The following is a 21,364-nucleotide window of genomic DNA, read 5'->3' as shown; positions in this document are numbered from 1 at the left end:
GTGTCTGACGACTCATGCCCCCCGCTGTTCGGTCCGTCCTTCGACGCCGACCCCTATCCCGCCTACGACTGGCTGCGGCGCAACGCCCCCGTCGTTCGCGTCCCACTGCCGGGCTGCGAGACCTGGCTGGTCACGCGCTACGAGGACGCGGTGGCCGCGCTCACGCACCCCTCCCTGTCCAAGGACCCCGCCTCGGGCTCGCCCGAGTGGCGCGCGGCGGGCCTCGGCCTTCCCCTGGACCACCGGCCCTCGCTCGCCCGCCATATGATCAACGCGGACGCGCCCGATCACCCCCGGTTGCGGCGGCTGGTCAGCGCGGCCTTCACCCCGCGGCGCATGGAGGGCCTCCGGTCCCGCGCCCAGGAGGTGACCGACAGCCTGCTCGACCGCCTCGACGGGCCAGAGGCCGACCTGATCGCCGATCTGGCCTACCCGCTGCCGATCACGATCATCTGCGACCTCCTCGGGGTGCCGGAGGAGGAACGGGAGACCTTCCACCGCCACGCCTCGGTGATCGACTCGGCGGAGGCCTCCGAGGTCGAGGAGATCGCGCGGGCCACCGACGCCCTGGAGAAGTTCCTGGCCGACCTGGTCGAGCTCAAGCGCTCGCGCCCCGGCGACGACCTGCTGACCGACCTGGTCAGGCGCTCGAAGGACGGCGAGATCGACACCGACGAGCTGACGTCCACGGCGTTCCTGCTGCTCATCGCCGGCCACGAGACCACTGTGGCGCTGATCGGCAACGGTCTGCTGGCGCTGCTGCGGCACCCCGGCCAGGCGGCGGCCCTCCGCGCGGACCCCTCACGGCTTCCCGACGTCATCGACGAGATGCTCCGCTACGACGGGCCGGTGCGGAACGCGACCTGGCGTTTCCCGACCGAGCCCGTCGTCATCGGCGGGCAGGAGATGCTGCCCGGAGACCCCATCCTGGTGTCCCTGCTGGCCGCCAACCGGGATCCGTCGGCCTTCCCCGACCCCGACGCGTTCTCCCCCGGCAGGATCGGCGAACCGCACCTGGCGTTCGGGCGCGGGCCCCACTACTGCATCGGGGCGGCCTTGGCCAAGGTCGAGGCCGAGGTCGCGATCGGGACCGTGCTTCGCCGGTTCCCGGATCTACGGCTCGCCGCCGACCCGGCCGGGCTGACGTGGTGGCCGAGCGCCATCATGCGCGGGCTCTTCTCGCTGCCGGTCCGGCTGCGTCAGTGACCCTTCTTCCCGGTCCGGCTCGGGCTCGGCGTCGAGCTCGGCGTCGGGCTCGGCGTCGGGCTGGGCATCGGCGTCGAGGTCGGGCTGGGACCAAGGGTCGGGCCGGCACTCGGCGTCTCGCTCGGGCTCCCGCTTGGGGAGTCGGCCGGGCTCGGGGACGTGCTCGGCGACGGGAAGGGCGTCGGCGTGACGCACGCCGGAGCCCCTTCCGGGAGTGGGCCGGGGCCGTCCCCGAAGGCTTCGACCTCCGGCTTGAGCGGCAGCGGGTAGGCGTTGCGGATGATCGGCCCTCCCCCGCACGGGGCGATGATCGCCTGGCCGTACATCTCGGGGTCGGTGGTGATCGCCTTGCCGTCCTGGTCGTAGAGCCGGACGTCGCTCAGCGGCGTGCCGTCCGCGGAGAAGGGGAAGATGTTGTAGACGCCTCCCCCGTCCAGGCTCGCGACGCTCTCGACCGGGACGCGGGATCCCGGCCCGCCGTACGCGAAGGCGACCTTGTCCCCGTCCCCGGCGTCGGAGGCCTTCGCCATCCCGGAGAGCACGCACACGACCGCGAGCGCGTTGATCCCCAGCAGCAGCGCCCGTCGCCAGGTGAGGACCCTTCGCCGCCCGGAGGCCGGTCCCCGCACAGACCCGGAAGCTCCCGCAGGCACACGCTCTCCCGCAGACCCGAATTCTCCGGCGGACGCGGATCCTCTGGCGGACGCGGCTCCCCAGCGCTCGGGCTGTCCAGCGGCGGGCGCCGGCCGGGTGGGCACTCCACGGCTCACGGTCCGCCGCCCGAGCCATACGGATGCCCAGATCACCATGAGGGTGAACGCCCACGCCACGAGGTTGCCGGGGACGACATCGTCCGGTCCCAGCGTTCCCAGCACGACGAGGGCGAGGGCGTAGCCGCGTAACACCCACCAGGCGGGCCGGAGCTCGGGCAGGAACGCGGCCGCCTGCTGGTACGGCGGGAGGCCGAGCAGCCGGGCGTGAGCCGTTCGGGTGGCTGAGCGGATCCGGTCCCTTGATCGCGGGGCTCGGCGCGGCGCCACGGGACGGCCCCCGTAGGCGGCCCGCAGCTCGGCGGCGTACGCGATCGGGGAGCCGAGGCGATCCTCCAGCGGCACGTCCGACTCGGCGGCGACCTCGCTGAGATGGTCGTCGAGGTCCTCCAGCAGCTCCTCGCGGTCCCTGTCGGGCAGGTCCGCCAGGGCGTCGCGTACGGCACGGGCGTACTCGCCTGGGCTCATCGGCGGGTTCATCAGGCGTCAACCTCCTTGAGCAGGTCGTTCATGGTGGCGGCGAAGGACGCCCAGGTCTTCGCCGACGAGGCGAGAAGCAGGCGGCCGACATCGTTGAGGCCGTAGTACTTGCGGTGCGGCCCCTCGTCGGAGGCCACCACGTAGGAGTTGAGGGCCCCGGCCTTGAACAGGCGGCGGAGCGTGCCGTACACCGAGGCGTCCCCGACGTCTTCGAGGCCGACCTCGCGCAGGCGGCGCACGACGTCGTAGCCGTAGCTGTCGCGTTCGTTGAGCACCGCCAGAACGGCGACGTCCAGCACGCCTTTCAGGAGCTGGCTGCTATCCACGCATGGCACACTACTACGCAATGCGTAATAGCTGCCACACCTTCGCGGATCAGCCTCACAGGAGAAGCGATCAGACGAGGGACCAGGCGATTCCGTCGAGGATGTCGTGCTCGCTGACCACCACTTCGGCGAAGCCGTACCGGCGGACGATGCGATCGAGGATCAGCGCGCCCGCGCCGATGACGTCGACCCGGCCGGGGTGCATGACTGGGATGGCCGCCCGCTCGTCGTGCGTCATGGCGAGGAGCCGCGCCGAGACCTCGTGCACCCGCTCGGCCGGAATGCGGGAATGGTGGATCTTCGCGGCGTCGTAGGCCGGAAGGCCGAGAGCGATGCCGGCGACCGTGGTGACCGAGCCCGCCAGGCCGACCAGAGTCCGCGCGTCCCGCACGGGGACGGCCGCCTCGACCCGGTCCATGGCCGCCTCGATGTCCGCGATCGTCGCCTGTACGGCCGTCGCCTCCGGCGGGTCGTCCGTCAGGTGGCGCTCGGTCAGCCGCACGCAGCCGATGTCCACCGACAGCGCCCCCTCGACCGAGGTCGAGCCGACGACGAACTCGGTCGATCCCCCGCCGATGTCGACCACCAGGTAGGGAGTGTCGTCGGCGGCCGGTCCGCGCCGGGCCAGCCCCCTGGTGGCGCCCGTGAAGGAGAGCCGGGCCTCCTCGTCGCCGGTCACCACCTCGGGGCCGACGCCGAAGATATCGCGCACGCCGGCCACGAAGTCGTCGCGGTTGGCCGCGTCCCTGGTCGCGGAGGTGGCGACCACCCGCACCGGCATCGATCCATCGGGGCCGGCGTGTCCGGTGATGAGCTTGGCGTAGCCGCGCATCGCGGTGAACGTGCGCTCCAGGGCCTCGGGGGCGAGGCGGCCGGTCCGGTCCACGTCCTGGCCCAATCGGACGATCTCCATCCGGCGCTCGACGTCGGTCAGCTCGTCGCTGTCGTCTGAGATGTCCGCGATGAGGAGCCTGACTGAGTTGGTCCCGCAGTCGATGGCCGCGACCCTCATGATGACTCCTTCGCGGCGTCTGAAGCCAGGTAAGGAGCCGAATCAGTGGACGGGGCGGGGGCGACGCAGGGCCCGTCGGCCCACCAGTCGGGAAGCAGCTCCAGGGCCTCCCGGCCGAACGGGTTGGCCCCCGGCACCGCGAGCTCGTGGGCGACCAGCGCGTGGAGACACTTGACCCGGTCGGGCATGCCCCCGGCGGTCTGCATGTCCGGAGGGAGCGGTTCCATGCCCTCCTCCGCGGCCGCCCGGTCTCTGCGGGCGCGATAGTCCTCGTGGGCCGCCCGATAGGCCGCGGCCAGCTCGGGATCGTCGGCCAGCCTGGCCTGCATCCGCTTCATCAGGCCTGACGACTCCAGGGTCCCGATGGCCGAGGCCGCCTTGGGGCAGGTCAGGTAGAACAGCGTCGGGAACGGCGAGCCGTCCGGCAGCCGGGGAGCGGTCTCCAGGACGTCGGGCAGCCCGCAGGGGCACCGGTGCGCTACGGCCCGCACCCCGCGCGGCGGGCGCCCGAGCTGGGCCTCCACCGCCGCCAGATCGGCCTGCTCCACCACCCGTTCCGCCACCCCTTCCGCCCCCCGTTCCGCCACTGTCGAACTCCTCGCCACTTCAGTTCTGGCCCGCCTGTACGGCCCCGCGCCCGTTGTCGGCGGCCTCGACCGACTGCCACAGCGTGAGATACCAGGCGGGCTTCTCGGCCGGCTTGACCCCCGCCTTCGCGGTGGACCTGCCGGCGTCGTCGTTCTGCACCACGTAGCACTTGGCTCCGGGCTCGCAGAGGTGGAGCCGCGTCTTGGCCACGCGCTTGATGAACTCCGGGTCGTCGCGTTGCCTGGCGCGCTCCTCCAGGTCCCGGAGGTGCCGGAGCGCCTGCGCCTGCTGCTGTTCGAGCTGGGCGATCTGCCGCCGCTGGGCGAGGTACTCCCGGATGGGGTAGGCGAGGCTCATCGCGATCGCGCAGACGACGACCGCGAGGATCGCCGCCCGCCCGGTGAGCTGCGGTCGCTTGGCCAAGGCGAACCCACCCCTTCCGGTTGGATCTCGTCTCAGGTGACTACCCCTGGAAACGGGGGAAAGCCCCGCGACCCGCGTAACGGGCGGCATCGTCCAGCAGTTCCTCGATGCGGAGGAGCTGGTTGTACTTCGCCACGCGGTCGGAGCGGGCCGGGGCGCCGGTCTTGATCTGCCCGCAGTTGGTGGCCACGGCCAGGTCGGCGATCGTGGTGTCCTCGGTCTCGCCGGAACGGTGGCTCATCATGCAGCGGTAGCCGCTGCGGTGCGCCAGGTCGACCGCGTCGAGGGTCTCCGACAGGCTGCCGATCTGGTTGACCTTGACGAGCAGCGCGTTGGCGGCGCCCTCGCGGATGCCGCGCTCCAGCCGCTCGGGGTTGGTCACGAACAGGTCGTCGCCCACGAGCTGAACCTTGGCACCGAGGGAGGCGGTGATGGCCTTCCAGCCCTCCCAGTCCTCCTCGTCGAGCGGGTCCTCGATGGAGACCAGGGGGTAGGACCGGACGAGGTCCTCGTAGAAGGAGATCAGCTCGGCGGCCGACAGGCCCTTGCCGTCGAGGGTGTAGACGCCGTCGGAGTGGAACTCGGTGGCCGCGACGTCGAGCGCGAGCGCGATGTCCTGGCCCGGCGTGTAGCCGGCCTTCTCGATGGCCACGAGGATCAGGTCGAGCGCGTCGCGGTTGGACGGCAGGTTCGGCGCGAAGCCGCCCTCGTCGCCGAGGCCCGTGGCGTAGCCCTTCTCCTTCAGCACGCCCTTCAGCGTGTGGTAGGTCTCGGCGCCCATGCGCAGAGCCTCGGAGAACGTCTCGGCGCCGATCGGCGCGATCATGAACTCCTGGATGTCCACGTTCGTGTCGGCGTGCGCGCCGCCGTTCAGGATGTTCATCATCGGCACGGGCAGGATGTGCGCGTTCGGACCGCCGACGTAACGGAACAGCGGCAGGTCGGAGCTGTCGGCGGCGGCCTTCGCGACGGCCAGCGAGACGCCGAGGATCGCGTTGGCGCCGAGCCGCGCCTTGTTGGGCGTGCCGTCCAGGTCGATCATCGTCTGGTCGATGAGGCGCTGCTCTTCGGCGTCGAAGCCGATGATCTCGTCGGCGATCTCATCGGTGATCCCGAGGACGGCCTTCTCGACGCCCTTGCCGAGGTAGCGCCTCTTGTCCCCGTCGCGCAACTCCACGGCCTCGAACTGGCCGGTGGACGCGCCGCTCGGGACGGCGGCGCGGCCGGTGCTGTAGTCGTCCAGCAGTACCTCGACCTCGACCGTGGGGTTGCCCCGGGAGTCGAGGATCTCGCGGGCGGTAACGGCCTCGATGGCAGCCACGAACGCTCCTAGCAAAGTCGCGGGCATTTTGCCTCCTGAGCCTATCGGTCCCTACTACCCGGTACTGCTCAGGGCTGCCTCTTCACGGTGTGTCGCGTGTGCTTTCCCACTCTTCGACCCGGCGGCGGTACTCCCGGGCCGCCGCGCGAAGCTCGGCTTCCGGGTCCAGCCCCTCCGCCTGGGCCTGCCGTACGAGATCGAAGAGCCGGGCGCCGAGCGCCGAGGGGAGGTCGTCGGAGAGCGCGCCCGGGGCGCCGGCCTGCCCGGCGCGGCGGAGGAGTTGGGCGGCGAGGGAGAGCGCGGGCTGTCCCATGGGCACTCCGTTGAGCACGGACTCCGCCTGGCCCTTGGCGGCCCGCTCGGCCGCCTTGATCGTCTCCCAGTTGTCGCTGACCTCGCCCGCGCCGGACACGGTGACGCCCGCGAAGACGTGGGGGTGGCGGCGAACGAGCTTGTCGACGATCCCCGAGGCCACGTCGTCGATGTCGAACCCGTCCTCCCGGCCCGGCGCGAGCCGTTCCTGGGCGACCCGGGAGTGGAACATCACCTGGAGCAGCAGGTCGCCGAGCTCCTCCTGGAGGGCGGCGTAGTCCCCCTGGTCGATCGTCTCCAGGACCTCGTACGCCTCCTCGACGAGGTAGGGCACGAGCGACTCGTGGGTCTGCTTGTGGTCCCAGGGGCATTCACGGCGGAGCCGGTCCATGACGTGGACGAGGTCGAGCAGCTTCGCCCCCGGCAGGTCGTAGGTTCCCGGGACCACCTCGATGACCGGGGGATCCTCCAGGGCGACCGCGGCAAGGCCGATGGACCGCATGAATTCCTCGTCGCCGTCCTGCGCGGCCAGCCAGACGACCGTTCCCGTACGGCTCTCGCGGGCGAGCGCCGGCGGGTCGGGCGTCACCACGTCGACGCGGATGCCGGCTTCCTCCAGGAAGGGCAGGTACGGGTGGTCGGCGGAGCCGGTGAGCACCGGCCCCGCGCCGAGCACCGCCCACGCGTGCCTGGTCAGCACCCCCGGCGCCACCCGCGGAGACGTGGTCACAACGATGAGCGGCATACCGCCACCCTAACGCCCACCTTTGAGGTGATCATGCACAGATTCCCACGCAGGACTCCCACCGGCGCAAACCCACCGCGTGATCATGCACGGATTCCCACGCGGGGCTCCCGCCAGCGGCAACGCACTCCGTGATCATGCAAATGCATGATCACGGAGATGTCTTCGCACTTCAGCACGGCCAATGGGGAAGCTGCGCATGATCACGAATCAAGGATGCCCAGGTCAGTCTGGCCAGCCGGGAGTTCGTGCATGATCACGCCGGAGGGGCGCCGGCGGGCGGGGCCGCGGGAGCGGCGGGAGCGGCGGGGGCCACCGCGCCGAACCGGTCGTCGGCGACGAACCCCTGCTGCGGGTCGAACTTGCCGTACCGCGGGCTGTAGGTGACCGGCACGGCCGTGTCGGCCTCCTGGGCCACCTTAAGGGATGCGGCCTGCTGGCTCTGCTGGTCGTTACCCGCCCCGAGCTGCACCATGAGCTTCTGCCGGATGACGAGCGCGCGGATGGCGTTGTTCCCCTCCGACAGCGGGATGCCGTTCGCCAGCAGGATCTGGTCCATCGACGCCTGGCCGCCCTGGCCTTCCACGATCGCGCGCTTGCCCTGCTCGATCTCCGTCTCCGTGACCGTGATGCCCTTCTGCCGGCCGAACTCGGCGAACTGCCTGCCGTTGGCCATGTTGAGCAGGACGAGCTGCGGCACGGACATGTGGAGACCGAGCTGGTCCTCAGGGATCTTGTTCGCGGCCAGGTCCTTGCGGTACGCCTGGATCTCGGCGTTCAGGTCGCTGGAGGTGATGCGGTCCTTCCCCACGATGGCCGCGGCACCGGCCTGCATGGGGCTACACGCGCTCAGCGCCACACCCGCCGCCACGACGGCGGCCGCGACGCGCACACGATACGACTTCACGTTTCGATCCTCCCGACGACACCGGCCAGGCAATTGTGCCGATTTTCACAAACCCGGGGGTCACTGTACTCGCATCGGCTCGAGGAACATGGCCTCGACCAGGTCCTCGCACCATTTGAGCAGGTCGAGATCCCTGAGGGGCTGGCCGCCGATGGGCTTCGTCTTCGGCACGGGCACCAGCAGGATCTCGGTCGCCTGCTTGACGATCGACTTGGGATACAGCCGCTGCAGCCGCACCTGCTGCGAGTCCTTCAGCGAAACCGGCGCGAACTTGATCTGCTGGCCCTGCAGGGTCACGTCCGTGAGCCCCGCCTTCCTCGCCCTGATGCGGAACCGCGCGACCTCCAGCAGGTTGTCCACCTCCCGCGGCGGCCGGCCGTACCGGTCGGTCAGCTCGTCGCGGACCGCGGCGATGTCGTCCTCGGAGCCGATCGCGGCGATGCGCTTGTACGCCTCGAGACGCAGCCGCTCGGAGGTCACGTAGTCGTGCGGGACGTGCGCGTTGATCGGCAGCTCGACCTTCACGTCGGGCCGCTCCTCGACCTGCGGCTGGCCGGAGAGCTTGGACTTCTGTTCCTGTACGGCTTCCGCCATCATCCGGACGTACAGGTCGAAGCCCACGCCGGCGATGAAGCCCGACTGCTCGGCCCCGAGGATGTTGCCCGCGCCCCGGATCTCCAGGTCCTTCATCGCGACGTACATCCCCGCGCCCATCTCGGTGTGCTGGGCGATCGTGGCGAGCCGCTCGTGGGCGGTCTCGGTCAGCGGGGACTCCGGCGGGTAGAGGAAGTAGGCGTAGCCGCGCTCGCGCCCCCGGCCCACCCGGCCGCGGAGCTGGTGGAGCTGCGACAGGCCGTAGTTGTCCGCCCGGTCGACGATCAGCGTGTTGGCGTTCGGCACGTCGAGACCGGACTCGACGATCGTGGTGCAGACGAGCACGTCGAAGTTGCGCTCCCAGAAGTCCACCATGATCTTTTCGAGCTGGTGCTCCTGCATCTGGCCGTGGGCCACCGCGATCCGTGCCTCGGGCACGAGCTCGTGCAGCCGCGCGGCGACCCGGTCGATGCTCCGCACGCGGTTGTGCACGAAGAAGGTCTGGCCGTCGCGCATCAGCTCGCGCCGGATGGCCGCCGCGATCTGCTTCTCGTCGTACGGCCCGACGAACGTGAGGATCGGGTGCCGCTCCTCGGGCGGGGTGAGGATCGTCGACATCTCCCTGATGCCGGTCAGGCCCATCTCCAGCGTCCTCGGGATCGGCGTGGCCGACATGGCCAGCACGTCGACCTGGGTGCGGAGGTGCTTCATGGCCTCCTTGTGCTCGACGCCGAACCGCTGCTCCTCGTCCACGATGATGAGGCCCAGGTCCTTGAACCGCACCTCGGGCGAGAGCAGCCGGTGGGTGCCGATCACCACGTCGACCGCGCCCGACCTGAGCCCCTCGATGGTCCCCTTGACCTCGCCGTCGGTCTGGAACCGGGAGACCGGCTTCACCGTGACCGGGAAGCTCGCGAAGCGCTCGCCGAAGGTCGACAGGTGCTGCTGCACGAGCAGGGTCGTGGGGACGAGCACGGCCACCTGCTTGCCGTCCTGCACCGCCTTGAACGCCGCGCGGACTGCGATCTCCGTCTTGCCGTAACCAACGTCGCCGCAGATCAGCCGGTCCATCGGGACCGGCCGCTCCATGTCGCGCTTGACCTCGTCGATCGCTTCGAGCTGGTCGCCCGTCTCCGCGTAGGGGAAGGCGTCCTCCATCTCGCGCTGCCACGGGCTGTCGGGCGCGAAGGAGTGGCCCGGCGAGGCCATCCGGGCCGAGTAGAGCCGGATCAGCTCTCCCGCGATCTCCCTGACGGCCTTCCTCGCCTTGGTCTTCGCCTTGGCCCAATCGGCCCCGCCCATCCGGTTGAGCGTGGGCGCCTCTCCCCCGACATAGCGGGTGACCTCGTCGAGCTGGTCGGTCGGGACGTAGAGCCGGTCGCCCTTGGCGTACTCGATGACGAGGTATTCGCGGGTCGCCCCCTGGATCGTGCGCTGGACCATCTCGATGTAGCGGCCGACGCCGTGCTGCTCGTGCACCACGTGGTCGCCGATCTTGAGCTGGAGCGGATCGACCATGTTCCGGCGCCGGGACGGCAGCCGCCGCATGTCCTTGGTCGACGCCTTCTGCCCGACTAGGTCGAGATGGGTCAGCACGGCCAGGTCGGGGGTGACGAAGCCGTGGTCGAGGCGGCCCGTCGTGACCTCCACGACGTCGCGGCCGGGCGGCCCGTCGAGCGCCGGCACCAGCCGGGCCGGCACGTCCACGCCCTTGAGCAGCTCCACCATGCGCTCGGCCGGGCCGTGGCCCTCGCTCAGCAGCACGACCGCCTTGCCCGCGCCGAGCCAGCCCTTGATGTCGGCCAGCGCCCGCTGGGTGTCGCCCCGGTACGCCTCGACGTCCTGGGCGTCCAGCTCGGCGCCGTCTCCGAAGGGGGCGATGCTCCACCACGGCTGGCCGAGCTCACGGGCGTGGTCGCGGATCTCCTCCAGCGTCCGGAAGGCGGCCGCCTGGAGGTCGATCGGCGCTTCGCCGCCCGCCGCCGCGGTGATCCAGGACGCCTCCATGAACTCCTGGCTCGTGCGGACCAGCTCGACGGCCCGGCTCCGGATGCGCTCGGGATCGCAGACGAACACCGCCGACCGCACCGGCAGGTGGTCGAGGAGCAGGTCCATCGCCCCGGCCAGCACCGGCGCGAACGCCTCCATGCCCTCGACCGGCACGCCGTCGGCCAGCTGGTCGAGCACGTCCTTCAGCGCCGGGTGCTCCTCCCCCAGCTCGCGGGCGCGCCGCCGTACGTCGTCGGTGAGCAGCAGCTCCCGGCACGGCGCGGCGAACAGGCCGTCCTGGGCGATCTCCAGCGAGCGCTGGTCGGCCACCCTGAACCAGCGGACCTCCTCGACCGTGTCGCCCCAGAACTCCAGCCGCAGCGGGTGCTCCTCGGTCGGCGGGAACACGTCGAGCAGGCCGCCGCGCACGGCGACCTCACCGCGCTTCTCGACCATGTCCACCCGGTGGTAGCCGTTGCCCACGAGCCTGACGACGACCTCGTCCAGGTCGGCGTCGTCGCCCGCGCGGAGCCGTACCGGCTCCAGATCGCCGAGACCGGACACGATCGGCTGCAGCAGCGACCGGATCGGCGCGACGACGACGCGGAGCGGACCCGCGTTCGGGTCGCCCGCCACCGGGTGCGCCAACCGGCGGAGTACGGCGAGGCGCTGGCCGACCGTGTCGCTCCGCGGCGACAGCCGTTCATGCGGAAGGGTCTCCCATGCGGGGAAGACCGCCACCGAGGTCTCGTCGACGAGGCTGGTCAAGCCGGCCGCCAGGTCCTCGGCCTCCCGCCCGGTCGCCGTCACGGCCAGCACGGGCCTGACGCGGGAGAGCGCGGCCACGGCGAACGGCCGCAGCGCGGCGGGCGCGAGCAGGTCGGTACCGGGATCGGCGGATTGTTTGGCGCTTTCGAGCGCGACGGCCAGCTTCGGTTCGGCGGCGACAAGGTCGAGCAGTCCGGAAAGAGACATTGATGCCTTCAGAGCCCCACGACGGCAAGCGAATGGCCCCGAGCCGAAGCGGACCGGGGGTATCAAGGCTACGCCCGTCCGCCCATGCGCGGACCGCGAGTCCCCCATCCCGCCGACGCGGGCGGCGTTGGACCGTGGCGCCGCGAACGGCCGAAGGAGAGGCCTCGATCCGACACACAACCACGCCCGCTCGAGGATTTCGCGAGTGCGGGCCCTGGTCGGCTAATCGACTATGACGATAGTGCTGCCAAAGACGCCGTTCGACCTCACTATCGCCATGATCGATTGCGCCTGTCTCGGGACATGAGACACGGATGGCCACCCCTGTGGTGTGGTGGGCGGCGCGGACCGGTGCGGGGGCACGCTCGGCGACGGAAAATCTTGGCGGCGCGCAAATCCGCTACTACTCGTGTGAAGGTGACTACTCTCTGTGCTATGTCTGAGGTTCAGTGGTCGTCCGTGGACGAGGATGACGTGTTCAGCCAGCGGATCCGCGAGCAGTGGACCGACCAGCTGGGTCGGCGGCTCGACATCCTGATCGCCGGCTGCGGCCGCGGGGGCGTCCTTGACGTCGGCCGGTGCGACCCCAAGATCACGGGAATCGACGAGGATCTGCCGCCATTGCGGGCCTACACCACTACGCGCAAGGACCTGGACGCGTGGTACCTCGACGACATGCGCTCGGTGCCGATCCCGCCCCGATCGTTCGACGTGATCTACGTGGCGTTCCTGCTGGAGCGCATCAGACACGCCGAGTTGGTGCTCGACCGCATCGTCGCGGGCCTGCGACCCGGCGGGCTGCTCCTCATCAAGACCCGCGACGGGAAGTCGGCCTACGGGTTCTGCGACCGGGTCACGCCTCCGTGGCTGCGCCGGACGCTGTGGAAGTCGCTGGTCCCGGCCGGGTCCGTGGGGCCGCTTCCCGCGGTCTACGAGCCGCTGGCCTCCCGCGAGGGCATCCAGGCGTACTGCCTGATGAGAGGCCTCATGATCGCCGAGGACCACTCAGGCACGAGCGGCCCGGCCCGGAGGGGACCCCAGGCCGGTCTCGTCAACCTGATCTGCCGCGCCATCGCCCTGCTGTCCCGGGGCCGCCTGACCATGGAGGACGAGGTGACCATGGTCATCCGCAAGCCCCACAACCACTTCGCGCGCCTCATCTAGGGCCCTGACCGGCAAGGTTTGCCCGGAAGGAGCGGTGTCCAGGGTGGTGCATCGCAAGGCGGAGGAGGAGGTCGTAGCGGAGCCTACGAGCGACGACGACAACGCGGCGAGGCGCTGCCCTGGGCGACGCGACGGGGCAAAGATTGACGGGAGGGGCACTAGCGGCGGAGGAGCGGCTATCTGAGCGTGAGGAGAAACTGCCAGGACGATTCGTCGAGCGCGTTCCGGCGGTTGACCGAGAGCTGGACGGTGTCCTTGCCGTCCACACTGACCAGCACGAGCCCGTTGTCGAACTCGTTCGCACAGCTTCCCGCGCAGCCCAGCCCGATGAGGTGGTCGTCGTCCGCCCAGGCCAGCAACTGGAGCACCTGTTGCGTGCCGACGACCCTCCCCGTCGCGCGTTCGGTGACCTTGGTGGGCAGGCCGTCCCGTCCCGCGAGCAACGTGCCGTCGGGAGAGAAGCCGGCCTTCGACTCCGTCGGCACGTAGCCGGCCGGGGCGGCGTGCGGCCGTCCCTCCAGGTCGTAGAAGACCTTGTGACGTGGGGAGACGTCCCACTCGTACAGCAGGGAGCCGTCGTCGCTCCAGCCGAAGTCGCGCCGCTGGTTCATGTTGTCGGCCAGGCCGAGATCCATGGGGTGGAACTCGCCCGCGGTGGCCGTGGCCACGTCGACGACGTACAGACCCGTCCGGGTGCCGTCGATCATCTCCTGCGCCGGAACGGTTTCCTCGTCCGGGTGGCGGTCATAGGCGGTGGCGACCAGCTTCGTGCCGTCCGGTGACCAGCTGACCCCGCCGACGGGGTGGCCGACGCCGATCCAGGCCAGCACGTGGCGGGTCTCCATGTCGAAGATGCCGATCCGCCGGACGGGGAGAGCCTTCTCCAGCACCGCCGCGTACCGCAGGCCCGGGGCGACGTCGAGAAAACCCCACTCCGTCTCTCCGTACACGCCGGTGACCGGGTCGAGCAGATACCAGGTGCGGTCGAGGACCTGGCGGCCCGAGCCCGAGTCACGCCACGTTCCCGTCCAGTACGCGGAGACCGCGACACGGCCGGCCGCGATGGCAGTGCGCGGCGGCGAGCTCTCGGTGTCGCTCCGCACGTTGCCCTCGCTGGTCCCCCCTCTGGTCACCTTGGCGGGCGGCGCATGGGCCGGGGCGAGCCGGATCACCTCGGGCCGGGACCCCACCGTGACCGGCTTCGCCGGCGCGGTGTGTTTCGGCGTCACCAGGACCATCATCAGAACCACGGCCGCCGTGACCGCGCCCGCCAGCCCTGCCATCCCCGCCATGCCGGCGACGCGCCCCCGGGAACGCCCCCGCAGCGCCCGGTCGGCGAGATCTCCGGGCACGGACACCTCCCGGGACCACTCCTCCATGATCTCCTTGAGAAGCCGGGGCGTCATGACGTCACCTCGCTGATGGACAGGCGGAGATCGGCAAGCTCCGGCGCGGTGGACCGCAACCGGGCGAGGGACCGATGCGCCGTGCTGCGCACGGTCCCGACGGAGCACCCGAGGATCCGCGCCACGGCGTCTTCGGGGAGATCCTCGAAATAACGGAGCACGACCACGGCCCGCTGGCGTGGCGTGAGGCGGGCGAGGGCCCGGCGCAGGACCAGCCGCAGATCCGCCTGATGCGTGCCGTCGCCCGCCGCCGTCCGATCCGGGGGCTCGGGTGGCTCCGCCACAGGGGTCTCCCGCTGCCGCCACGCGAGCCGCCACCAGCTGATCTGCTGGCGGTACATGACCTGCCGGATGTACGCCTCGGGATCGTCGATGCGGCTCCAACGTGAGAGGCTCTTCACCAGGGCCGTCTGCACCAGGTCTTCGGCGGCGTGCTGGTCACCTCCGGTGAGCAGGAAGCCCAGCCTCATGAGGGCCGGTGAGCGCGCCGACACGAACTCGCGGAAACGTCGCTCATCTGCGGCGTCCACGATCACCTCCAGGGGTTAATGTCAGCTTCTTAGACGCCTCGACCCCCGGCGGCACTATGCCTGACGGGTGGGCACAATCGTGGGCGGAGAAATATCCGACCGAGTCGATCGGAAATAGGAACGATGCACGAGTGGACTCCCGACGCGCGGGAGCTGGCCGACCTGGAGCTGCTGCTCTCCGGGGCGTACGCGCCGCTGACCGGCTTCCTGAGCTCGGCCGACGTGACCGAGGTCGTGGAGCGGGGACGGCTGGCCGGCGGCGCCCCGTGGCCCGACCCGATCACCATCGCCCTTCCCGGCGAGATCCAGCCCGGCGACCGGGTGACGCTCAAGGACCCCGAAGGCGCGGCGATAGCCGTACTGACCGTGGAGGAGCGGGACGGGCACCACGCCGGAGGGCCCGTGGAGGCGCTCGACGCGCCCGTCTACGGACCGTTCGCGAGGCTGCGCCGTACGCCGGAGGAGGTCCGCAAGGACCTGCCCGACGGCGAGATCCTGGCCGTGACCATGCGGGGGCCGCTCGACTCGGCCGCCCTCGACGACGTGGCCGCGACCGCCGAGGAGCTGGAGGCGACCGTCCTGCTGATGCCGCTGGTGTTCGGCGAGGGCGGGCCGGCGGTGGTGCGGGCCGCGCTCAAGGCGTCGGCCCAGCTTCCCGGGTCGTCGGTGGTCGCCGTGCCGCTCGCGCCGCGCGAGGACGTCGAGATCGACCTGGAGCTGCGGGAGCACGTGGCGCGCAACTACGGCGCGACCGAGCACTACGCGGGGCCCGCTCCCGTGATCATTCCGGGGCCGCCGCACCGGCGCGGGCTCGTCGTGTTCTTCACCGGGCTGTCCGGCTCCGGCAAGTCGACCATCGCCAGGGGCCTGCGCGACGCGCTGCTGGAGCGGGGCGGCCGCACGGTCACCTACCTGGACGGTGACGTGGTCAGGCGGCTGCTGTCAGCCGGGCTCACGTTCTCCCGGGAGGACCGCGACCTGAACATCCGGCGCATCGGCTTCGTCGCCGCCGAGGTCGCCCGGCACGGCGGCCTGGCCATCTGCGCGCCGATCGCGCCGTACGCGGCCACGCGCGACGAGGTCCGCGCCATGGTCGAGGCGGTCGGCGCCGACTTCGTCCTCGTGCACGTGGCCACGCCGCTGGAGGAGTGCGAGCGCCGCGACCGGAAGGGCCTCTACGCCAAGGCCCGCGCCGGCCTGATCCCGGAGTTCACCGGCATCTCCGACCCTTACGAGGAGCCCGACGACGCCGAGCTCGTCGTGGACACCACCGGCATGACCATCGAGCGTTCGGTGAACACCGTGCTGAATCTGCTCACCTCCGGAGGCTGGATCCGCTGAGCTCGCCGTACGGCCTGTCAGGCCCTTATAGGGCCTACTGGTCCTATTGGGCGGGGACGGGCGTGCGGGTGAAGCGGCGTTCGCGGCCGAGCTGGATGAACGCCCTCGTCGCCCCAGGTGTCGTGTCGAACCGGGTGTCCCCGCGGGGAGCCAGCGGTGAGTCGAAGTAGACCAGGGCCTTGATCTGCGGATATTCGTCGATCTGCCGCCCGACCGAGGTGTAGAAGTCGCGCTTGAACCGCGGCGTGCCCGACCGCTCGAACGCCCCCCACTCAGCGATCATGATGGGCTTGGCCGGGAAGCGGGACTGCATCCACCGATAGAAACCCGGCCACTGTGGATGATCTGGACGGGTCTTGTTGACCAGCCCGGCGAAGTCGCTCACCCGGTCGTCGGCGTAGGGATCGAGGCCCACCCAGTCGACCACGTCGTCGCCCGGATAGAGCTTCTCGAACCAGGGCTTGTCCGCCCAGTTCGGCGCGCCCATGTAGGTCATCACGGTCACCGCGTTCCGCACGCCCCTTGCGCGGAGGCGGGTGACGATGTGCCGGTACATCGCCGCGTAGTCGGCGGCGGAGTTTCCCGCGCCCTGCCGTACGTCGTTCTCCGGCTCGTGGTGGATGGTCAGGAAGAACCGGCCGGGGAAGGTGCGGGTGATGTAGTCGGCCAGCGTGTCGATGCGATGGTCGATCGCGCCATGGGCGACCTCGGCCCAGGTGTGGTCCATCGCCGGCTTCCAGTTGATGAGCAGCAGCCGGGGCCCCTTCGCGATCTCCCGCTCCTCGGGAGTCGGGAAAAGCTCGCCGTTCCGGTGGTAGACGTGCACGATGTCGGCCCGGCGGCCCATCCGCCGCTCGGCCATCTCGACCGCCCGTAAAGGCCGCCTGCCCGAGAAGACATCGGGCGCGATCCCCCACCACACCCCGCACGTCGGGATGAGCTTCTCCGTCACCGCGCAGTCCCCCGGCGGCCTGCGGCCGTGACCGATGGGCGTCGCCAGCCCTCTCGACGTGCCGGCCGCCGAGTCGCACCCCGCCAGGCATCCCGGCGCCAGTACGGCCAAGCCCGCCAGCAGTGCCAGTCCGCGCCGCCCATCCCGGCGACGCCGTACAACTGAGCCATCCTGACCTGCCGAGCGGTCTTGGCCGGTCAAGCGGCCTTGTACGGCCAAGCCGGTTTCCGGAGCAGAGCCGGTTTCCGGAGCTGAGCCGGTTTCTGCGGCCGAGCGGTCAGGAACGGTCTTTTTCGCGGCCAGGCCGGCGCCCCCAGTTCGTCGCACGGTGCCCCTCCTCCTAATCGACCGGGCCCCCGCCTCGATCGGTCGGCATTCACCTTCCCACTAGAGAGGAGGGGTGGCGAGCCATTCTCGCCATCTCATCTGTCCCGAAATTTCCGTTGAAAGACCTTTATTGACTGGCCATTCCTTGATGGAAATCTTGAATAGTCGGCAGGGAGAAAGACATGGCCGCCCTATAGTTCGAGACTGAGCGCGGAAGCCGGCGTCGGACGGCCGCGAGACAGCCAAGGGCACGGAGAGTTTCCATGGGTCTGCCCCCGCACAGCCGGGACCTCGCGGAGTACGGTTCGGTGCTCCGCCGCAGGCGCCTGCTCTTCGTGATCTGCCTGATGGCTGGGGTTGCGGGGGGCGGCGTGCTGTTTGTGCGGACTCCCCCGCAATACACCTCGGTGGCGCAGGTGCAGGTGCTTCCGACCGGCGCGCAGGAGCAGATCAACCAAGTGACCCCACGGCAACGAGAACCACTCAATCTCGACACCGAATCACAGATCGCACAATCCATGGTCGTCGCGTCGATAGCTGGTCAGAATCTGAAAAATACCGATCCGGCGGGCCTGCGGGACCGGGTCACCGTGGACGTTCCGCCTAATTCGGCAATTTTATCTATTTCGTTCACCGCACCTGATCCGCTGTCGGCCGCCGCGGGCGCGCAGGCATTCGCCGACGCCTATTTGCGCAACCGTTCCCGCGCGGCCACGGACACGATCAACGCCGGGCTGAAGGTCCTCGCCGCCAAGCTGCGCCAGGTCAACGCCGACCTCGGCAAGACCGTCACCACGGGTCCTGTGCAGCTTCGGGGCTCGGCCGCCCGGACGATGGCCGCACATCAGCAGGCCGTCCTGGCCCGCCAGGCGTCCAGCCTCACACTCAAATACGACGCGCTCAAGACCATCGCGATCACGCCGGGCACCGTCATCAGCCCGGCCCAGCCGCCCACCAGGCCGAGCGCGCCCAGCGTCCTCGTCTATCTCGGCAGCGGGCTGTTCCTCGGCCTTCTCGCCGGCGCGGGCGCGGCCTTCGGCCGGGACCGGCTCGACACCCGCCTCCGCACCGCGGCCGACGTGGAGCGGCTGACCGGGCTGCCGCTGCTCGCCGAGCTGCCGCCCCGGCCCGACTCGTCGATCTTCCCCGAGCTGGCCGCCACGGTGGCGACCTCACTGGGTGACGACGAGTACCACACACTTCTCCTGGAAGGGATCTGCGCGGAGAGCCACGCCAGGCCGATGGCCAGGGGGCTGGGCTCGGCGCTGACGCCTCTCGCACCGGTCTCGGTCGTGACCCGCCGCGGCGCCCGTCCGGACGCGGCGGTGCTGCTCGTCGGCCTCAGGAGAGCCACCTCCACCCAGGTGGCGAGAGCCGTACGGCAACTGACCAGGCAGGGCACCCGGGTGCTCGGCGCGGTGACCGTACCGCCCCGGCTGTCCGTGCCCGAGCCCGACCCGGCGGAGCAAGCGGCGTGAGGCCTGCCGTGTGGCCGATCGCGGCGCTGCTGGTCGGCTATCCCTTCTGGTGGGCGCTCGGCTTCGGCGGTCTGGCGGTCGTCGTGCTCGCCGTACCGATGGCCGTGGTGCTCTGGCGAAGGCGGCCGATCAAAATTCCGAAGGGCTTCGGACTCTGGATGCTGCTGCTGGCCGGATATCTGATCAGCGCGCTCACGCTCGCGGAGACGCCGCCGGGGACGTACGGCGAGCTGGCCCCGGGCCGGATCATCGGCTACCTGATGCGTCTGGCCGTCTATGTCGCGCTTCTGGTCATGGTGCTCTACCTGGGGAATCTGACCCTGGAGGAGTTGCCGCAGCTCAGGCTCGTCCGGATGCTCGGCGTGCTGTTCGTGACGACGGTGGCCGGCGGGCTGCTGGGCGTCCTCGCTCCCCGGTTCCAGTTCACGTCGCCGCTGGAGATGGCGCTGCCGGAGTGGATCGGCGGCAACTCGTTCGTGCGGAACCTCATCCACCCGACGGCCGCGCAGATCCAGCACGTGCTGGGCCACGCCTCGCCGCGCCCCGAGGCGCCGTTCGAGTGGGCCAACGCCTGGGGCAGCAATGTGTCTGTGCTGGTCATCTGGTTCGTGGTCGGCTGGTGGGCGTACGGCGGGCCGTACCGGCGGGTGGTGGCGCCGCTGTTGCTCGCCGTCGCCGCGATCCCGATCGTCTATTCGCTCAACCGCGGCCTGTGGATCGGGCTGGCCATCTCCGCGGCCTATCTCGCGCTTCGGAGCCGCCGTCCGCTTGTGGTCGGTACAGCTGTCGCGGTCGCCGGGGCGGTGTTCGTGCTGTCTCCGCTGAGCACGATGGTCGGCCAGCGGCTCGACAGCCCACGGAGCAATGACATCCGGGCCTTCACGGTGACGTCCACCGTGCGGGTGGCCGCCATGTCCCCGGTCATCGGGTACGGCAACACCCGCAACGCCCTCGGCAACCACCGCACGGTCACGACGGGCAAGACCCGCTGGTGTGAGGAGTGCGGCCATCCCCCGCTGGGCAGCGACGGGCAGTTGTGGCTGCTGCTGATCAGCCAGGGCTTCGCCGGGGCCCTGCTGTACGTCGGCTTCTTCACGGGCGCGGTCCGCCGGTTCTGGCGCGACCGGACGCCGATCGGCCAGGCCGGGACACTCGTCATGATCCTTGTGCTCTTCTACATGTTCGTCTACGACGGCCTGATCAGCGCCCTGAGCCTGTATCTGATCTCGTTCGCCCTCCTCTGGCGGAATGCCCAGTTTTTACCCAGCGACGGAGTGCCGGGGCGACTTGCGACCGGCAGCCAGGCACCGGCGGGGCATACATGGGGACTTACGAGGAACTCATGAGGGACGCCCGTATTCGCCTGCGATATCTCCAGGAGGTCCTCGCCATGCTCTATCCAGAGACCATCGCGCGCCGCTCGCAAGACACTGAGGTCCAGGAAGCCCTGGAGCCGCACCTGGAGATCCGGGATGCGCCCGGGGAGAGAGTCACCACGACCGCGCGCACGGTGTTGCCGCACCGGCTGGTTCCCCGGCTGCTGGTGCCGCGCGCCCCGTGGCACTCGGTGCTGGGCCGCCGTGTGGTCGTCCCGGACGGGCCGGACACCATCGAGACGTACCTGAGTGACGTGCTGAGCCAGCCCATCCACGTGGTCGTCCATGTACGGCCGGCCCGCCGGGCCAACCGCAAGCCGGTCCTGGAGGCGCACGGGCCGGGAGGCCTCGTGGGGTACGTCAAGGTCGGCGACTCGGACAAAGCGCGGGATCTCGTCCGGCACGAGGCCGAGGTGCTGCGGATGCTCACCACCCGTCCGCTGAAGGTCGTCGTGCCGCCGACCGTGCAGCATCAGGGGGTCTGGCGCGGGCTCGACGTCCTGGTGGTGTCGCCGCTGCCGGTCACGTCCCGGCGAGTTCCGATGGATCTGCTCAACACCGCCGTGGCCGAGATCGCGGCCCTCGGCCGTGGCCGCATGATCACGAACCCTGTTTGGCAAGGTGAGCGGGCATGGGCGGGAACGTCTGCACGATCACGAATTGCGTTTTCGCAGGTCGAAACCAGGTCGGCGGAACCTGTGCATGATCACGCCGGAGTGTGCACCGGAGCGTGCGCCGGCGGGGCGGCGTGGGGATGGCATGGGGACCTCGCGCCGTGGAACGTCTCGGCGGCGGCGGACGGGCGGCTGCTCGTGTGGGACTGGGAGCGTTTCGGCAGCGGCGTGCCCTTCGGCTTCGACGCCCTGCACTACTTCTTCCATCGCGCGCTGCGCCGGATGAAGCCCGCGACGGCGGCGCATGCCTGCCTCGCGCAGTCGGGCAGGGTCCTGGAGCCCTTCGGTCTGTCCACCGCCGAGGCCCGCCGTACAGCCGCCCACTACCTGATCACCATCGCCGACCGGCACCACCGGGACGGCCACGAGCCCCTCGGCCCGTCGTCCCGATGGCTCAACCCTGTCGTCGACCACCTGGAGGGCCTGCTGTGAGGTCATCGCCGTGACGTGCATCGCTGTGGACCACCC

Annotated in this window: 18 protein-coding genes; 6 read left to right on the top strand and 12 right to left on the bottom strand. The window is 70.4% G+C overall.

Features of this window, described 5'->3' with window-relative positions:
- Positions 1–1,206 (top strand): cytochrome P450 family protein, encoded by a 1,206-nt coding sequence (locus N5079_RS15415; RefSeq protein WP_261584449.1) that lies wholly within the window; start codon positions 1–3, stop codon positions 1,204–1,206.
- Here the strand turns inward: N5079_RS15415 and N5079_RS15410 are convergent.
- From N5079_RS15410 to mfd, 9 genes are all read right to left on the bottom strand, one after another.
- Positions 1,200–2,456 carry an HAAS signaling domain-containing protein gene (locus tag N5079_RS15410; protein WP_261584448.1) on the bottom strand — a complete coding sequence of 419 codons (1,257 nt, stop codon included), beginning with the start codon at positions 2,454–2,456 and terminating at the stop codon, positions 1,200–1,202. The two genes, N5079_RS15415 and N5079_RS15410, sit on opposite strands and share 7 nt — an antisense overlap.
- Positions 2,456–2,782: a PadR family transcriptional regulator gene (locus tag N5079_RS15405; RefSeq protein ID WP_261584447.1), complete on the bottom strand. Its 327-nt coding sequence runs from the start codon at positions 2,780–2,782 to the stop codon at positions 2,456–2,458. The genes N5079_RS15410 and N5079_RS15405 overlap by 1 nt, the downstream gene beginning before the upstream one ends.
- Positions 2,783–2,852: 70 nt before the next feature.
- Entirely contained in the window at positions 2,853–3,797 is a 945-nt protein-coding gene (locus tag N5079_RS15400) for a Ppx/GppA phosphatase family protein (protein ID WP_315967843.1), read from the bottom strand.
- Entirely contained in the window at positions 3,791–4,381 is a 591-nt protein-coding gene (locus N5079_RS15395) for a DUF501 domain-containing protein (RefSeq protein WP_261584444.1), read from the bottom strand. The genes N5079_RS15400 and N5079_RS15395 overlap by 7 nt, the downstream gene beginning before the upstream one ends.
- 19 nt (positions 4,382–4,400) lie before the next feature.
- A complete protein-coding gene (locus tag N5079_RS15390; RefSeq protein WP_261584443.1) occupies positions 4,401–4,805 on the bottom strand; it encodes a septum formation initiator family protein in 405 nt (134 codons plus the stop codon).
- Between the two features lie 40 nt (positions 4,806–4,845).
- A complete protein-coding gene (gene eno, locus N5079_RS15385) occupies positions 4,846–6,126 on the bottom strand; it encodes a phosphopyruvate hydratase (RefSeq protein WP_261584442.1) in 1,281 nt (426 codons plus the stop codon).
- 82 nt (positions 6,127–6,208) lie between these two features.
- Positions 6,209–7,183, bottom strand: coding sequence for a MazG family protein (locus N5079_RS15380; RefSeq protein WP_261584441.1), 975 nt, complete (start codon positions 7,181–7,183; stop codon positions 6,209–6,211).
- Positions 7,184–7,439: 256 nt separating this feature from the next.
- Entirely contained in the window at positions 7,440–8,090 is a 651-nt protein-coding gene (locus N5079_RS15375) for a SurA N-terminal domain-containing protein (RefSeq protein ID WP_261584440.1), read from the bottom strand.
- 60 nt (positions 8,091–8,150) lie between these two features.
- The gene (gene mfd, locus N5079_RS15370) at positions 8,151–11,648 is read right to left on the bottom strand and encodes a transcription-repair coupling factor (RefSeq protein WP_261584439.1); all 3,498 of its coding nucleotides are present in this window, start codon (positions 11,646–11,648) and stop codon (positions 8,151–8,153) included.
- A 435-nt stretch (positions 11,649–12,083) separates the two neighbouring features.
- Here mfd and N5079_RS15365 point away from each other — a divergent pair, with 435 nt between their 5' ends.
- On the top strand, positions 12,084–12,812 hold the full coding sequence (locus N5079_RS15365; protein WP_261584438.1) for a class I SAM-dependent methyltransferase: 729 nt from the start codon (positions 12,084–12,086) through the stop codon (positions 12,810–12,812).
- 176 nt (positions 12,813–12,988) lie between these two features.
- On the opposite strand, the gene N5079_RS15360 is transcribed toward N5079_RS15365, so the two are convergent.
- Together N5079_RS15360 and N5079_RS15355 are read right to left on the bottom strand one after the other, a co-directional pair.
- Complete coding sequence (locus N5079_RS15360; protein ID WP_261584437.1) at positions 12,989–14,218, bottom strand: hypothetical protein; 1,230 nt, start codon at positions 14,216–14,218, stop codon at positions 12,989–12,991.
- Positions 14,215–14,748, bottom strand: coding sequence for a SigE family RNA polymerase sigma factor (locus N5079_RS15355; protein WP_261584436.1), 534 nt, complete (start codon positions 14,746–14,748; stop codon positions 14,215–14,217). The genes N5079_RS15360 and N5079_RS15355 overlap by 4 nt, the downstream gene beginning before the upstream one ends.
- Positions 14,749–14,841: 93 nt before the next feature.
- Here N5079_RS15355 and cysC point away from each other — a divergent pair, with 93 nt between their 5' ends.
- Positions 14,842–16,089 (top strand): adenylyl-sulfate kinase, encoded by a 1,248-nt coding sequence (gene cysC / locus N5079_RS15350; RefSeq protein ID WP_261584523.1) that lies wholly within the window; start codon positions 14,842–14,844, stop codon positions 16,087–16,089.
- A 43-nt stretch (positions 16,090–16,132) separates the two neighbouring features.
- On the opposite strand, the gene N5079_RS15345 is transcribed toward cysC, so the two are convergent.
- Complete coding sequence (locus tag N5079_RS15345; RefSeq protein WP_261584434.1) at positions 16,133–17,041, bottom strand: glycoside hydrolase family 26 protein; 909 nt, start codon at positions 17,039–17,041, stop codon at positions 16,133–16,135.
- Positions 17,042–17,631: 590 nt separating this feature from the next.
- Between N5079_RS15345 and N5079_RS15340 the strand changes: the two genes are divergently transcribed.
- Genes N5079_RS15340 through N5079_RS15330 form a run of 3 tightly spaced genes read left to right on the top strand, consistent with a single transcriptional unit; the run spans position 17,632 to position 21,328 of the window.
- Positions 17,632–18,846 carry a Wzz/FepE/Etk N-terminal domain-containing protein gene (locus N5079_RS15340; RefSeq protein WP_261584433.1) on the top strand — a complete coding sequence of 405 codons (1,215 nt, stop codon included), beginning with the start codon at positions 17,632–17,634 and terminating at the stop codon, positions 18,844–18,846.
- Positions 18,843–20,192, top strand: coding sequence for a hypothetical protein (locus N5079_RS15335; RefSeq protein WP_261584431.1), 1,350 nt, complete (start codon positions 18,843–18,845; stop codon positions 20,190–20,192). The genes N5079_RS15340 and N5079_RS15335 overlap by 4 nt, the downstream gene beginning before the upstream one ends.
- The gene (locus N5079_RS15330; protein ID WP_261584430.1) at positions 20,189–21,328 is read left to right on the top strand and encodes a hypothetical protein; all 1,140 of its coding nucleotides are present in this window, start codon (positions 20,189–20,191) and stop codon (positions 21,326–21,328) included. Before N5079_RS15335 ends, N5079_RS15330 begins: the two co-directional genes overlap by 4 nt.
- Positions 21,329–21,364: the final 36 nt, after the last annotated feature.

Origin of the sequence: Planotetraspora sp. A-T 1434, from assembly GCF_025420585.1 — a bacterium.
Lineage (GTDB): Bacteria > Actinomycetota > Actinomycetes > Streptosporangiales > Streptosporangiaceae > JAOEGB01.
Note: the sequence above shows the minus strand (reverse complement) of the source record. Positions and strands in the feature narration are given on the sequence as shown.

Coding starts and splice junctions, on each gene's coding strand:
- N5079_RS15410 (WP_261584448.1), bottom strand. CDS start 2,456: ATGAACCCGCCGATGAGCCCAGGCGAGTACGCCCGTGCCGTACGCGAC.
- N5079_RS15380 (WP_261584441.1), bottom strand. CDS start 7,183: ATGCCGCTCATCGTTGTGACCACGTCTCCGCGGGTGGCGCCGGGGGTG.
- mfd (WP_261584439.1), bottom strand. CDS start 11,648: ATGTCTCTTTCCGGACTGCTCGACCTTGTCGCCGCCGAACCGAAGCTG.
- N5079_RS15365 (WP_261584438.1), top strand. CDS start 12,084: ATGTCTGAGGTTCAGTGGTCGTCCGTGGACGAGGATGACGTGTTCAGC.
- N5079_RS15360 (WP_261584437.1), bottom strand. CDS start 14,218: ATGACGCCCCGGCTTCTCAAGGAGATCATGGAGGAGTGGTCCCGGGAG.
- N5079_RS15340 (WP_261584433.1), top strand. CDS start 17,632: ATGGGTCTGCCCCCGCACAGCCGGGACCTCGCGGAGTACGGTTCGGTG.
- N5079_RS15330 (WP_261584430.1), top strand. CDS start 20,189: ATGAGGGACGCCCGTATTCGCCTGCGATATCTCCAGGAGGTCCTCGCC.